Annotated in this window: 14 protein-coding genes; 12 read left to right on the forward strand and 2 right to left on the reverse strand. The window is 35.4% G+C overall.

Features of this window, described 5'->3' with window-relative positions; translation table 11 throughout:
- The first annotated feature begins 48 nt into the window (after positions 1-48).
- Genes mreC through rodA form a run of 4 tightly spaced genes read left to right on the forward strand, consistent with a single transcriptional unit; the run spans position 49 to position 4,510 of the window.
- Positions 49-873, forward strand: a complete 825-nt coding sequence (gene mreC / locus YQ22_RS05600; RefSeq protein ID WP_071340390.1) for a rod shape-determining protein MreC — start codon at positions 49-51, stop codon at positions 871-873.
- Complete coding sequence (mreD, locus tag YQ22_RS05605) at positions 863-1,372, forward strand: rod shape-determining protein MreD (RefSeq protein ID WP_058105058.1); 510 nt, start codon at positions 863-865, stop codon at positions 1,370-1,372. Before mreC ends, mreD begins: the two co-directional genes overlap by 11 nt.
- Positions 1,369-3,237 (forward strand): penicillin-binding protein 2, encoded by a 1,869-nt coding sequence (gene mrdA / locus YQ22_RS05610; protein WP_058105057.1) that lies wholly within the window; start codon positions 1,369-1,371, stop codon positions 3,235-3,237. Before mreD ends, mrdA begins: the two co-directional genes overlap by 4 nt.
- Positions 3,227-4,510: a rod shape-determining protein RodA gene (gene rodA / locus YQ22_RS05615; protein WP_071340391.1), complete on the forward strand. Its 1,284-nt coding sequence runs from the start codon at positions 3,227-3,229 to the stop codon at positions 4,508-4,510. The genes mrdA and rodA overlap by 11 nt, the downstream gene beginning before the upstream one ends.
- Here the strand turns inward: rodA and YQ22_RS05620 are convergent.
- A complete protein-coding gene (locus tag YQ22_RS05620; protein ID WP_071340392.1) occupies positions 4,507-5,319 on the reverse strand; it encodes a DNA/RNA non-specific endonuclease in 813 nt (270 codons plus the stop codon). The two genes, rodA and YQ22_RS05620, sit on opposite strands and share 4 nt — an antisense overlap.
- 92 nt (positions 5,320-5,411) lie before the next feature.
- On the opposite strand from YQ22_RS05620, the gene msrB reads away from it, so the two are divergent.
- The 3 genes from msrB (at position 5,412) to YQ22_RS05635 (ending at position 6,943) form a co-directional block, all read left to right on the forward strand.
- Positions 5,412-5,870: a peptide-methionine (R)-S-oxide reductase MsrB gene (gene msrB, locus YQ22_RS05625; protein WP_071340393.1), complete on the forward strand. Its 459-nt coding sequence runs from the start codon at positions 5,412-5,414 to the stop codon at positions 5,868-5,870.
- Complete coding sequence (gene msrA, locus YQ22_RS05630) at positions 5,863-6,405, forward strand: peptide-methionine (S)-S-oxide reductase MsrA (protein ID WP_071340394.1); 543 nt, start codon at positions 5,863-5,865, stop codon at positions 6,403-6,405. The genes msrB and msrA overlap by 8 nt, the downstream gene beginning before the upstream one ends.
- Before the next feature lie 130 nt (positions 6,406-6,535).
- Complete coding sequence (locus YQ22_RS05635) at positions 6,536-6,943, forward strand: DoxX family protein (RefSeq protein ID WP_071340395.1); 408 nt, start codon at positions 6,536-6,538, stop codon at positions 6,941-6,943.
- 57 nt (positions 6,944-7,000) lie between these two features.
- Here the strand turns inward: YQ22_RS05635 and YQ22_RS05640 are convergent, their stop codons facing one another.
- Entirely contained in the window at positions 7,001-9,139 is a 2,139-nt protein-coding gene (locus YQ22_RS05640; RefSeq protein WP_071342513.1) for a carboxy terminal-processing peptidase, read from the reverse strand.
- A gap of 190 nt (positions 9,140-9,329) precedes the next feature.
- Between YQ22_RS05640 and surE the strand changes: the two genes are divergently transcribed.
- The 5 genes from surE to YQ22_RS05665 all read left to right on the forward strand — a co-directional run bounded on the left by surE (position 9,330) and on the right by YQ22_RS05665 (position 14,190).
- Positions 9,330-10,103, forward strand: coding sequence for a 5'/3'-nucleotidase SurE (gene surE, locus YQ22_RS05645; protein WP_058105051.1), 774 nt, complete (start codon positions 9,330-9,332; stop codon positions 10,101-10,103).
- Positions 10,104-10,133: 30 nt separating this feature from the next.
- On the forward strand, positions 10,134-10,418 hold the full coding sequence (locus YQ22_RS05650; RefSeq protein ID WP_058105050.1) for a hypothetical protein: 285 nt from the start codon (positions 10,134-10,136) through the stop codon (positions 10,416-10,418).
- Position 10,419: 1 nt separating this feature from the next.
- Positions 10,420-11,541, forward strand: a complete 1,122-nt coding sequence (gene lpxB, locus YQ22_RS05655) for a lipid-A-disaccharide synthase (RefSeq protein ID WP_071340396.1) — start codon at positions 10,420-10,422, stop codon at positions 11,539-11,541.
- Positions 11,542-11,609: 68 nt separating this feature from the next.
- On the forward strand, positions 11,610-12,176 hold the full coding sequence (locus YQ22_RS05660; RefSeq protein ID WP_071340397.1) for a C40 family peptidase: 567 nt from the start codon (positions 11,610-11,612) through the stop codon (positions 12,174-12,176).
- Between the two features lies 1 nt (position 12,177).
- Positions 12,178-14,190, forward strand: coding sequence for a ComEC/Rec2 family competence protein (locus YQ22_RS05665; protein WP_071340398.1), 2,013 nt, complete (start codon positions 12,178-12,180; stop codon positions 14,188-14,190).
- Positions 14,191-14,196: the final 6 nt, after the last annotated feature.

Below are 14,196 nucleotides of genomic sequence, written 5' to 3' on the forward strand. Positions count from 1 at the left end.
CGAGAGTTAATTTCAAATCTCAATTATTGAGTAAAAATTTAGAGGTGAATGCAGCAGATCATAAATTTTTTAATTAGGAATAAGATTTTCTTACTATACCTTTTTTTGCTCTTTATTTCATTCATTTTTACATTTCAATCGCATTCGTACCATCAATCTAAATTTTTAAATTCCTCCAACTATATTACTGGAAGTATATATACATTCTCAGATAATATAACTTCTTATTTTGGATTAAGGGAAGAAAACAACAGGCTGATAGAGGAAAACAAACGACTTAGGGATAGGCTATTCAACAACGTATTACTATCGCCTTCAAGAATAGATTCTACTTCTGTTAATTATGAAATAATTAGAGGTAGGGCAATTAATAACAGCTATGCCGATCAACGTAATTATATAACTATCAATAAAGGTGAAAACGATAGTATTGCACAAGATATGGGTGTTATAACTGATAAAGGTATTCTTGGCATCGTGGAAAATACATCAAATAATTTTTCTACCGTGCAGAGTATTTTAAGTGACAAATCTACCATAAACGCTAAAATCAAAAATTCTAACCACTTTGGATCTTTAGTTTGGGAAAACACGACCGACTATAATGTTGTTCAACTAATTGACATTCCAAGATTGGTGCCATTAACCATTGGCGATACCATTGTAACGGGAGCCATGAGTAGCATTTTCCCGGAGAATATACCTATAGGAACCATTAAAAGTTTTGATTTGGACAATTCTAAAAGTTTCTACTTTATTAATGTAGAACTGTTCAATGACATGACCAATATTGGGACTATATACATCATTAAAAATTTAAATCGCAAAGAAGTTTTAGAACTAGAAGCAGAAACAGAGGCCAATGATCAATAGTACGACATTTTTAATTGTACTCCGATTTATTTTATTGGTACTGGTACAAGTACTAGTATTCAATAAATTGAATTTTTTTGGGTATATAAACCCACTGGTTTACATTCTCTTTCTTTACTGGTATCCTATCAAACAAAATAGAACTACCTTTATACTTCTATGTTTTTTCTTAGGTCTTTGCGTAGATATTTTCTCTGACACACTTGCCATTAACGCAGCGGCCACAGTAACCATAGCCTATTTAAGACCAACCATTATGCGTTTTGTCTTTGGTGTCAATTATGAATTTCAAAGTTTTAAGTTAAACAATAGCACTAAGGCACAACAATTTACGTTTTTAGCGTTATTGATTATAATACATCACTTGGTATACTTCACTTTAGAAATTTTCAGCTTTGCAAATAGCTTGTTAATTTTACAAAAAACAGTCGTAGTGGGTATTTCCACGTTGATATTAGGCATTTTGTTCAGTACGTTATTCAGCACTAAAAAAGAATGAGAAAAATTCTTTTATCATCTATTATCATTGTAATCGCAATTACCTTTTTGGGAAGGCTATCCTATTTGCAAATTTTTAGTTTTTCTGCAGAACAGGTTTTAGAAGACCCCGCAATTAAAGCTATTTATGATTATCCAGAACGTGGCTACATATACGATCGTAATGGTCATCTATTGGTAGGTAATGATCCTGCTTATGACGTCATGGTCATACCAAGGGAAGTAAAGGCTCTGGACACTTTAGAGTTCTGTGGGCTTTTAGGCATAGAAAAAGAAAAATTCGTTGAAAAACTAAGAAAAGCAAGAGTATACTCCCCTAGACTTCCTTCTGTACTTGTACCTCAACTATCAAAACAAGATTATGCTAAGCTCCAAGAGAAAATGCGTAAATACAAAGGTTTTTATATTCAAAAAAGATCTTTACGTTATTACGACACGCCCAGTGCAGCCAATGTTCTTGGGTATATTAGCGAGGTAAACGAAGGAGATCTTGCCGTTAACAAGTATTATGTACAAGGTGAATTAAAAGGCAGAACTGGAGTAGAACGTTATTACGAAGACCTTTTAAGAGGAAGAAAGGGTGTGCAATACATACAAAAAGACAGATTCAATAGAGATATTGGTCCATATAAAAATGGGGAATTAGATACTTTACCTGAGCAAGGAAAACAAATTAGCATTACCATTGATAAAACCTTACAAGAGTATGGTGAAACCCTAATGAACGGAAAAAGAGGTGGTATTGTAGCTATAGAACCTGCTACAGGAGAAATTCTCTCCATGATTTCCGGGCCAACATACGACCCTGCATTATTGGTTGGCAGAGAACGTTCAAAAAACTATACTAAACTTTATAACGATACCATAGCGAACCCTACCTGGGACCGATCCATTCATGCACAGCAACCCCCTGGATCACCATTTAAAACGCTGAACGCACTCATCGCCCTTCAAGAAGGGGTTTTGGATGAGTCTACGACCATTCAGTGTTATCACGGTTTTTATGTGGGCAAGAAAAAAAGAGGATGTCACTGTGGTGGAGGTTTAAGAAAACTAAATAACGGAATATCTCAATCATGCAACGCTTATTTTGCGGGTGCCTTCAGAAAAATATTCGAAAAATTCGAAACTACGGATGAAGCCATGGATGTGTGGGAAAAACACATGCGAAGCTTTGGTCTAGGCGATTATTTAGGTTACGATTTGCCATTTGGTCAAAGAGGTCGTATTCCTAGTAAAGAATATTATGACAAGTGGTATGGGGATAATAGATGGAGTTCGTCTTATATTATCTCAAATTCTATAGGGCAAGGTGAAATATTGGCAACTCCTGTACAATTAGCGAACATGACAGCTGCCATTGCCAACAGAGGGCACTATTTTACACCGCACATTTTAAAGAAAATTGAAGGCAAGGATATTACAGAACCAAAATTTACCGAAGCAAAGCACACAACGATCGACCCAAAATATTTTGAGCCGGTAGTTCAAGGTATGGCAGATGTTTATGTAAGCGGTACTGCAAGATGGTTACAGATACCAGGAATAGAAGTAGCAGGAAAAACTGGTACGGCGGAGAATTTTACCAAAATAGATGGTGTACGTACCCAATTGACGGACCATTCCGTTTTTGTGGCATTTGCACCTGTAGACGACCCTAAAATTGCCATCGCCGTTTATATTGAAAATGGATACTTTGGCTCTAGATATGCTGGCCACATTGCCACGCTTATGATAGAGAAATACCTAAAAGGAGAAATTTCCAGAAAGGATTTGGAAAAAAGAATGTTGGAAAAAACATTGGAAGCCGAATACGCGAAACCCTACAGTGGGGAGGAGTTCAAAATAAACGAGCGTGTCTGGTAGAAGTATACTCAAAAGAATAGACTGGCTAAGTGTTTTCATCTATTTTGCACTGGTGCTCATTGGCTGGATCAATATATATTCCAGCACCTTTACAGATGACAGTAGTTCTATATTCGACATTGGCACCAGATATGGAAAGCAACTATTTTTCATAGGGGTAAGTCTAGTGACCATTGTTATTATCTTAGCATTGGAGGTCAATTTTTACGAAAGATTTTCTAGCCTCTTCTACCTTATTTCAATGGTTTCCCTACTTGGATTGTTCGTATTTGGTAAAACCATTGCCGGAGCAACTTCCTGGTATGATCTTGGTTTTTTCAATTTGCAACCCTCTGAGCTAGCTAAAGTGGCTACTGCTTTGGCGTTAGCAAAATACTTAAGTGATATACAAACAGATATCAAAAGAAGAAAAGATCAATTTTATGCGTTACTAATTATTATAGTACCCGCATTATTGATCATACCACAACCGGACCCTGGTAGTGCCTTGGTATTCTTTGCCTTAATATTTGTCATCTTTAGAGAAGGCTTACCACTCTATTATTTAGTAGTGCTAGTAAGTTTAATTCTCGTATTTGTTATTACCCTAATGTATGGTACGGTTTGGCTTGTAATCGGTATGGTATTATTTACCATAATTTTATTTGCACTAAAAAAGAAAACTTTCAAAATTCCCGTTATACCACTTAGCCTAACGTATGCTGCAGTTATACTTTTCTCCCTTTCGGTAAACTTTGTATTCAACAATGTTTTTGAACAACGCCATAGAGACCGTTTTGGGCTATGGTTAAGATTGGAGAAAGATCCAAAAAAATTGGAGCAAATTAGAAAGTCTATCGGATACAATACCTACCAATCTGAAAAAGCAATTGAGTCTGGAGGATTTTTTGGTAAAGGCTTTTTAGAAGGTACAAGAACAAAAGGTGACTTTGTACCTGAACAGGATACAGATTATATTTTTAGCACCGTTGGGGAAGAATGGGGCTTTTTGGGTACGGCTACCGTAATAGTTCTGTTCTCGGTGTTGTTCCTAAGATTGATTTCATTGGCGGAACGTCAAAAAAATGCCTTTGCCCGTATGTACGGTTACGGTGTAATATCTATCCTTTTAATTCATTATTTCATCAACATTGGAATGGTGATAGGTATTTTACCTACTATAGGTATACCCTTGCCTTTCTTTAGTTATGGGGGATCTGGTCTTTTATTTTTTACAATTTTACTTTTTATATTCTTAAGACTAGATACCAATAGATTAAAAGAAGGTTTTTAAAATTTCCAGCCCACCGTACTTTTACTACCCTCAAAAGCACTTTGTTGTTTTTTTGATATTTGGTTAAAAAAATCAATACCCGTAGCTTTTTCAACTTCATCCACAGATACCACAAAATTTCTGAGCGATGTGAATTGGGATTTATTGGGGATTAAAAAAGAAAGCGTGTATATCTTATCATCTTTTTTTCTGGCAATAATTTTATAAAAATGATCAGGAACATCAACATCTTCTTCCCCTATTTCTTCTAAACCTTTTTCCAATACACCACCAGTAAATACATACAAAGTGCCATATTGTTTTGCCCATCGTCTTGTCTGTTGCTCTAAATCGTTCCAAATACCAGCATTGAACTCCCTATTTTGCGGACTTATATTACTGGTATAAAAGGTTTCATTGTAAGCTTGTAGGGAAAACCTACGATCACCAGCCGGTACCAAATGCCCGCGATCATAGCCAGACCCTTTATAATTACGCCAATCGGCAGATTTTGATGATACAAACGGGTCTTCAATAAAATATGGTCGCTTTCTATCATCATACGTCAAATGACTTTTATCCAACACATAAGCTACCCACTCTGCTTGCTCATATGGTTCATTATAAGACAGGGTAAAAAATGAATGATTTACAATTTCTCCGGTGGTGGACTCGGGTAATAACTCTTTTGGAAAATCATTGGGACCATTATCTGTATCTGTTTTCAAATACGTAGCTGGGGTATAAAAATTATCAAACAACCAAAAACCAACTACGCAAACAAGAATTAGAACGCTATAAATAGTTCTATTTTTATTACGGTATGCCATGCGCCAAAATTACCGTAATTTTGTAAGAATCAAAGCAATTTACCGACCAATAAAACCAGTATAATAAGTCTAAAACGAAAGGAAATATTATGATGTTAACTTGGAAAGATGTTATTCATTTTTCAGTAAATGGTAATCCTGAACCAGACCAAAGGGTTGAAAAAACCGAACTGGAATGGAAAGATGTACTTACGCCCCAACAATTTAAAATTACTCGTAAAAAAGGAACCGAAGCCCCGCATTCAGGTGCCTTATGTTCTGCGCATGAAGCAGGCAAATATGAATGTGTTTGTTGTGCCACACCTTTATTCGATTCAACTATTAAGTTTGAATCTGGTACAGGATGGCCAAGCTTTACGCAACCTATTAAAGAAAACGCCATAAAATATCACAAAGACACCTCTTTTGGAATGATACGGGTAGAGGTTATGTGCAATACTTGCGATGCCCATTTGGGACATGTTTTTCCTGACGGACCAGAACCAAGCGGATTACGGTACTGCATTAATTCTGAATCTATGCAATTAGAAAAGGAGGAAGCTAATGGATAATACTAATTTTGAAGTTGCTACGGTTGGCGGTGGATGTTTTTGGTGTACAGAAGCCGTTTTTCAAGAAGTAAGAGGTGTTCATAAAGTAGTTTCAGGATATACAGGTGGCAAAGCCCCTGGAAGACCTACGTATAGAGAAATCTGTTCTGGTCTTACCGGACATGCAGAGGTTGTACAGATTACTTTTGATCCAGCTGTAATAACATATGAAGATATACTGATTATCTTCATGACCACGCATGACCCTACGACTTTGAATAGACAAGGGGCAGATACCGGAACGCAATATAGATCGGTAATTTACTATCACAATGCCAATCAACAGCAAAAAGCAGATATGGTCTTAAGTGAAATGCAGAAGGTGTATGAAAAGCCCATTGTTACCGAGTTAAGCTCGCTTGGCATATTCTATGATGCAGAAGATTATCATCAAGATTATTATAAAAATAATTCTGAACAAGGATACTGCCAAGTGGTCATTAACCCTAAATTGGCAAAATTAAGGCAGCTACATGCAGATAAACTGCTGAAATAATACTGTTTTCTGCCTAACGATCATAAATTTCTATTTATCTATAGAAATTTTCCGCTCACCTATGAATGTCAATTTCATTTCATAGGTGAGTTTATTTTTGAGACATAGTAACCCTAAAATCTTACTTATTATGAAATCTCAAAAAACATTCTACTATATTGCCCTAGGGCTTTTTGCTATAGCGGTAATTGGCTCTATAATTAACTCCGTCATAAATTTTAATACGGTTTCAGAAACCTTCACTAAACTAGGTTATCCTATATATCTTATTTACATTTTAGGTGTTTGTCAATTTATTGGTTTAACCATGATTTTGTTGAACAAATCTCACTGGACCTTAGAGTGGGTATACGCAGGTTTTTTCATGAACTACACCTTAGGTGCCTTAGCCCATTTAGCCGTGAAAGATGGTAACGGTGCATCTGCAGTAGTATGTATAGTGCTACTTTTTGTAACCTATATTCAAAGCAGAAAAATTCGAAATAGTAATAATGAATTAGCTGAATTTGGAAAACCACAATTCGCAAAATATATCTAACTCAAAAAAAAAGCCGCTGCATAAATATGTAGCGGCTTTAATAGCTTATTTAACTCTTTAATTCTTAACACTTGCCAATTTGCCTTGCTTAATGTTATTCATTTTTAAATCTTCTAAAACATTTACCGCTTCTTCAACGTAAACGTCTTTGGCTAGATTTTTATGCCATCTATTACGTTTTTCACGTAAAACTGAATCTTTTGTAAATAATTGTTCCTCATATCCTAAAGATTGAAAGGTAAGTTGTGAATCGTAATCCGTTAGCTTTTTAAAATAATCAGATTGTTCTTTATCCTTGTCTTTTTCTTCTTTATAGGTATCATAATTCAAAGAAATTTCCGTCTCGTCTTGTTCAGCCTTTAACCATTTGGCATTTTCTTCGATCAATTTAATTTGAGGACTGTTGGCCATACGTTTTTTACTATCGGCAATAGTTTTTTCGTAATCTATATAACCATCCCAAGCTTTATAATCCGCAGGAGTAATCTTATCCCACCCTAATGGATTGGATTGATCTCTTTCGCCTAAATCAATATAACTATATCTATCTGGAACAATGATATCACTTTTTACACCCTCTAATTGTGTAGAACCGCCGTTAATTCTGTAGAACTTTTGGGTCGTAATTTTAATAGCTCCCAAATCTCCATGTTCATTACTACGCAACATATTGTTCAGCGGTATTACATTTTGTACCGTGCCTTTACCAAATGTTTGCTTACTACCAATTACGATTGCTCTTTTGTAATCTTGCATTGCCGCAGCTAAAATTTCAGAGGCCGATGCAGACAATTCATTTACAAGAATAACCAAAGGACCATCCCATTGTATTCTTTCGTCTTTATCATCATATACATCTTTACCCTTATCTTTAGAACGAACCTGAACAATTGGTCCATCTTTTATAAATAGACCTGCCATTTCAACAACGGTCTTTAAAGATCCACCACCATTATCACGTAAATCCAAAATAAGACCTTCCATGCCTTCTTCCTTTAAACGCTCTACTTCTTTGGCTACATCTGTAGCTGCGTTTCTTTCGCTATAATCATTAAAATCAACATAGAACTTTGGTAAATTTATAATCCCAAATTTCTCTTGTCCCTTAATGATATTGGCAGATTTCGCATATGACTCTTCCAATTCTACAACATCTCTTGTCAATGAAACCACATCTAATGACCCATCTACTTTTCTTACCGTTAAATCTACAACGGTACCTTGTGCACCTTTAATTAATTTGATGGCATCATCTAAACGCATACCAACAATATTGATAGGTTCTTCACCATTTTGACCAACTTTGATAATTTCGTCACCAACTTCTAATCGTTGATCTCTCCAAACTGGTCCGCCAGAAATGATCTCTACAATCTTTGCACCTTCCGGCTTTTTCTGAAGTCTTGCTCCAATACCCTCAAATTTACCAGACATGCTGGTATCAAACTTTTCTTTTTCTTCTGGAGCGAAGTAGAATGTATGTGGATCAAACTCATCTACTATGGTATTGATGTATTGTACAAACCAATCTTTGCGCTCTAAATCACCAACAAAATCAAAAAACTCATCTAATGTAGTTTCCGTAGATTTTCTAGATTGTTCTTCGGCTTCTTTTGGTGAATGAGCAGTATGATCATGTTCATCAGTACTTTCGATTTCCTTGTTCTCCATGTGAGAAATCTTAGAATCATAAGTACCCAAAGTAGCATATTTCAACTGCTTTCTCCAACGTTCTTTAAGCTCTTCCCTATTTGCCGCAAAAGGCTCTTCATCATACTTTATACTGATGCTTTCATTTTCGGAATAATCAAAAGGAGTTTCCAAAACCTCTTTATAAATACCCTTTGCATCATTCATACGTTCCATTAATCTTTCATAAACTATATTAAAGAAAGTTATGTCGGTATTTTTAATTTCATCATCAATTTGAAACTTATATTTTTCGAACTCGGCAATATCCGAAGCTAAAAAATATCTTTTGGTAGGATCTATGACATCTATGAAGTCTTCAAATACATGAACGGAAAAATCGTCGTTCAATGCTTTTGGCTCATAGTGCCCCTTTTCAAGTACGTAAGTGATGAGATCCAACAATAATTTATCCTTATCGTCATTTTCAAAATTCTTATTGGTAAAACTGCATGATGCAACTGCCGCTAACATCAATAACAGTACGTAGGCTAAATTTCTTTTCATAAAATTATCTTTTACTTTCCTTTTCAATATCTCCGAATTTGAGGGTTTACAGTAGTGGTAAAAGCCACTTAAACCTCTAAGGTAAAGAAAAAACCATGCCATTTAATGGGCTTGCGATTAATTTTTTGTTAAACGGCCATCGGAACATATCATATTTAAAAACGTATTTTTACTACAGAAAGTATACGCTATGGAAAAACCATTGATTTTAGTTACCAATGATGATGGTATTACCGCACCCGGATTACGCATGCTGATCTCCATCATGAAAAAAATAGGAGATGTCGTGGTCGTTGCACCGGATAGTCCGCAATCTGGTATGGGACATGCTATTACCTTAGACACCGCCCTATTTTCAAAAAAAATGAAAATAGACTTGGACAATGATGATATTGAAGAATATAGTTGTAGCGGAACACCTGCGGATTGTGTAAAACTGGCATTGCAAGAGCTATTGCCTAAAAAACCCGACATCTGTGTCAGTGGCATAAACCATGGTGCAAATTCTTCTATCAACGTTATTTATTCCGGTACCATGAGTGCGGCCATTGAAGCTGGTATAGAGGGCATTCCCGCTATTGGCTTCTCTCTTTGTGACTATAATTGGGATGCAGATTTTTCCCATGCACAAGATTTTATTGCCACGATCGTTACCCAAGCTTTAGAAAATGGTATTCCTAAAAGAACGGTTTTGAATGTCAATATACCTAAGCTAGAAAAGAAAAAAATAAAAGGCATTAAAGTATGTAGACAAGCAAAGGCAAATTGGAAAGAAAAATTTGACAAACGAACCAACCCTATGGGTAAAGATTATTATTGGCTTACGGGAGAGTTTGAACTTTTGGACAAAGGTGAAGATACAGATGAATGGGCATTGGCCAATGGTTACATCTCAGTAGTACCCACTCAATTTGATTTAACCGCACACCATGTTATTCAGGAATTGAATACTTGGAATTTTTAATTGATAATATTATTTAGAAGCAACACTTTAATGAACATTAAAAAAGAAATTATAATCGGTTTTATTGTAGGTATCATTGCTAATACCATTGGTACTTTATTATACATTCTTTTATTTTCTGATTTGAGTATTACCGAAACATTTCAGGCTGCCGTTACTCAAGAGCATATTGGCAGTCTTTTAGCATTGGGCGCCATTTTAAACTTAATTGCTTTTTTTGGTTTTTTAAAAATCAAAAGAGATCATAGAGCAAAAGGGGTTTTAATCGCTACCATTTTAACCGCTTTTATAATTCTCTATTATAAAATCTTTTAAAATGAAATACTACATTATTGCAGGTGAAGCTTCGGGCGACCTACATGGTTCCAATCTGATCAAAGCGATCATGGCACAAGATGGTGATGCCCAGATCAGATGCTGGGGCGGAGATTTAATGCAACATGCTGGTGGAACATTGGTAAAACATTACAAAGAGCTTGCTTTCATGGGGTTTCTTGAGGTGCTCATGAACCTGAACGCTATTTTTAAAAATATTAAGTTCTGTAAACAAGATATTGCGGCATTTCAACCGGACGCTATAATTTTCATTGATTATTCCGGATTTAATTTACGTATTGCAAAATGGGCAAAAGAGCATAATTTCTTGACCAATTACTATATATCTCCTCAAATTTGGGCATCAAGAGAGGGCCGTATTGAAAAAATTAAGGCCACGGTAGACCACATGTATGTAATACTGCCTTTTGAAAAAGAATTTTATGAAAAGAAACATAATTTTCCTGTCAATTTTGTGGGACATCCTTTATTGGACGCCATTGCCAATAGACCAATATTAAATGAAAGTGAGTTCAGGGCACAAAATAGTCTCGACCTTGAAAAACCAATTATTGCATTACTTCCCGGAAGCAGAAAACAAGAGGTTCAAAAAATGCTCAGTGTAATGCTCTCACTTACTTCTGATTTTTCAGATTATGAATTTGTTATTGCCGGCGCCCCTAGTCTTGATAAAGATTTTTATGCTTCGTTTTTAAAAGATGCCAATGTAAAGTTCATTCAAAATAAAACGTATGATTTACTTACGGTTTCTAAAGCCGCCCTTGTTACCAGCGGTACGGCCACATTGGAAACTGCTTTGTTCAAAGTACCACAAGTAGTCTGCTATAAGGCAAATTGGATCTCTTACCAAATTGCCAAACGCATTATTACTTTAAAGTATATTTCCTTGGTCAATCTTATCATGCAAAAAGAAGTTGTTAAAGAACTTATACAAGATGACCTTACTAAGCAGAATTTAAAAAAAGAGCTCTCCCTTATTTTAAATGGTGAAGCAAGGGCAAAACAACTATCATCTTACAATGAACTTATTAAAAAATTAGGTGGTGCCGGGGCAAGTTCCAATGCTGCTTCTTTGATTATTGAAAATGCTAAAACTGCATAGGTAGATCTATTTTAAAAAATAATTCTATAATTTTGAAGTTACACGTATTACAGTGTATTCTCTAATTTATGCGTAAACTACCCTTCTTAATAGTTATTTGTTTTTTAGCCAGTTGTGGTGTTAAAAAAAGTTCCAGTTCTGACAAGGAACGAAGAATCTCTGTTGCCGCCGCAAATAATGAGCGAACGGGTAATACTGAAAAACCTTCTTATCATAAAGAACACAACATAAACCCACACGCACCGACCAATACAAAAGCAGACGATATTATTAATACCGCTCTTTCATTTGCGGGTACACGATATAAATTTGGTGGCACTACCAAAAAAGGGATGGATTGTTCAGGATTATTATATGTATCTTTTGGAGAGCATGATGTGCAATTGCCACGCACTTCTTTTCATATGGCGGAAGAAGGTCATAGAATAGCCGTAAAGAATATTGAAAAAGGAGATTTACTATTTTTTAAGACCACCCGTGGATCAAAACGAATTAACCACGTAGGTATGGTGGTGGGTACTGATAATAATGAAATAACCTTTATACACGCATCTACTTCAAGAGGTGTTACTGTTTCTTCTTTAAGAGACGGTTTTTGGAACCAAGCCTTTGTAAAAGCCACAAGAATATTATAAAATGAAGCTCTTAGCGTTTATTCCCATTAGATTAACGCTATTACTTATTCTTGGAATTTTAATTGGGAAATTTTTCTCCTTTGACCTGCTCTACTTAGGTATATTTATTGGTGCTCTTTTTGTACTATTATCCGCCATATTTTTATTTGAAAAAAACACAAAATCTATATTTTTCGGAATTGTCTCTGCCTTAATTTTTGTGTTTTTAGGCACGTATTGTTACACTAATGCCCAACCCACAAACCACAATGACCATTACACAAAGATCACTTATACCAACAGTGATTTATGGTCTTTGAAAATTAAGGATGTATTAAAGCCCAATCCATTTTCATATCGGTACTATGCAACGGTAAAAGGTATTGGTCAACACCCTACCACTGGAACTATATTAATAAGCATTCCTAAAGGTTCTTCTGGACAACAGTTTCATATTGATGATGAATTTGTGACCCGTACGAAGTTAACCGATATATACCCTACCTTAAACCCGCACCAATTTGATTATAAAAACTATCTAAAAAATGTTGGTATTTATCATCAAATGCAGATTGAACAACATCATTTTACAATTACCTCTAGGTCAAGGACCACTTTAAAAGGCATAGCTTCAAGCGTTCGAAACCATATTATTTCAAAACTTAAAAAAGAAAGTTTTGGTGAAGATGAATTAGGGGTAATTCAAGCGTTGCTATTAGGACAACGATCAGATATTTCCGAAGAGACCTACACCAATTACCAAAAAGCTGGTGCCGTACATATTTTAGCCGTATCTGGACTGCATATAGGTATTTTACTTTTATTAATTCAATTTCTATTGAGTCCGCTAAAACAAATTCCTAAAGGCAGAACTATTATCCTATTGCTATCAGTCATATTTTTATGGGCATTTGCCTTTATAGCCGGACTCTCAGCCAGCATAATACGCGCCACCACTATGTTTACGTTTGTAGCCTATGCACTGTATTTAAACAGACCTAGCAACACCTTCAACATTTTGGCTTTATCCATTCTATTTATCTTATTATTCATAGATCCCAACCTGCTATTTCAAGTAGGGTTTCAAATGAGCTATGCAGCGGTTTTCGCCATCCTCTGGATTTTTCCTATTCTTAGGGATTTGTGGTTTCCAAAAAATAAAGTGGTGCGCTATTTTTGGCAATTACTATGTGTAAGTATAGCCGCTCAACTAGGTGTTCTACCAATTAGTCTGTTTTATTTTCACCAATTTCCCGGTTTGTTCTTTGTTTCCAACTTAATTATCGTACCTGCATTAGGTGTTATTTTAGGCATGGGGATTTTGGTTGTTTTCTTATCTATATTCAACTGGCTTCCCGCTCAATTCGTCTGGTTATACAATAAAATTATTGGGTTTATGAATAACCTTATAGCCTGGGTCGCTCGACAAGAAAGCTTTATATTCGGTGATATTCCTTTTGATGTGGTGCAGCTGATACTCTCCTTCATAGTTTTAGTCATGGGAGTTCAATTATTTACAAGATTTAATTCTAAAAGAATACTATTGTGTCTTGGCAGTGTACTATGTTTTCAAGGTTATACGATATATCAAGAAATCAACACAAATGAAAAGGTAGAAGCTATGGTATTGCACAAAACCAAGGAGCGCATATTTTTTAGTAGAAATGGAAAAGAATTGACCGTTTTAACAGATAACAATAACCAACCAGACTATTTAATTTCAAGATATAGAACTGCTGAACGCATACATAGCGTTAGTTTCGACACCTTAAAAAACGGTTACCATATTAAAAATAATTCGTTGCTGATTATTGATAGCACCGGTGTTTATCCCCTTTCAACATCCAACAAAATTCTTTTAACACAATCACCAAAAATTAATCTGGACCGATTAATAGATAGCATACAACCTAAAGAAATTATTGCAGATGGCAGTAACTACAAAAGTTATGTTGACCGCTGGAAAGTCACTTGTATTAAAAATAAAATCCCTTTCCACTACACAGGTGAAAAGGGAGCTTATTATTTCAAGTAAGGAATA

The organism is Maribacter sp. 1_2014MBL_MicDiv, from assembly GCF_001865655.1.
GTDB classification, from domain to species: Bacteria; Bacteroidota; Bacteroidia; order Flavobacteriales; family Flavobacteriaceae; genus Maribacter; species Maribacter dokdonensis.

What these genes read in the sequence shown, in the direction of transcription:
- mreC (WP_071340390.1), top strand. Translation starts at nt 49, where the DNA reads ATGCAGCAGATCATAAATTTTTTAATTAGGAATAAGATTTTCTTACTA.
- mreD (WP_058105058.1), top strand. Translation starts at nt 863, where the DNA reads ATGATCAATAGTACGACATTTTTAATTGTACTCCGATTTATTTTATTG.
- mrdA (WP_058105057.1), top strand. Translation starts at nt 1,369, where the DNA reads ATGAGAAAAATTCTTTTATCATCTATTATCATTGTAATCGCAATTACC.
- YQ22_RS05620 (WP_071340392.1), bottom strand. Translation starts at nt 5,319, where the DNA reads ATGGCATACCGTAATAAAAATAGAACTATTTATAGCGTTCTAATTCTT.
- msrB (WP_071340393.1), top strand. Translation starts at nt 5,412, where the DNA reads ATGTTAACTTGGAAAGATGTTATTCATTTTTCAGTAAATGGTAATCCT.
- msrA (WP_071340394.1), top strand. Translation starts at nt 5,863, where the DNA reads ATGGATAATACTAATTTTGAAGTTGCTACGGTTGGCGGTGGATGTTTT.
- YQ22_RS05635 (WP_071340395.1), top strand. Translation starts at nt 6,536, where the DNA reads ATGAAATCTCAAAAAACATTCTACTATATTGCCCTAGGGCTTTTTGCT.
- YQ22_RS05640 (WP_071342513.1), bottom strand. Translation starts at nt 9,139, where the DNA reads ATGAAAAGAAATTTAGCCTACGTACTGTTATTGATGTTAGCGGCAGTT.
- surE (WP_058105051.1), top strand. Translation starts at nt 9,330, where the DNA reads ATGGAAAAACCATTGATTTTAGTTACCAATGATGATGGTATTACCGCA.
- YQ22_RS05650 (WP_058105050.1), top strand. Translation starts at nt 10,134, where the DNA reads ATGAACATTAAAAAAGAAATTATAATCGGTTTTATTGTAGGTATCATT.
- lpxB (WP_071340396.1), top strand. Translation starts at nt 10,420, where the DNA reads ATGAAATACTACATTATTGCAGGTGAAGCTTCGGGCGACCTACATGGT.
- YQ22_RS05660 (WP_071340397.1), top strand. Translation starts at nt 11,610, where the DNA reads ATGCGTAAACTACCCTTCTTAATAGTTATTTGTTTTTTAGCCAGTTGT.
- YQ22_RS05665 (WP_071340398.1), top strand. Translation starts at nt 12,178, where the DNA reads ATGAAGCTCTTAGCGTTTATTCCCATTAGATTAACGCTATTACTTATT.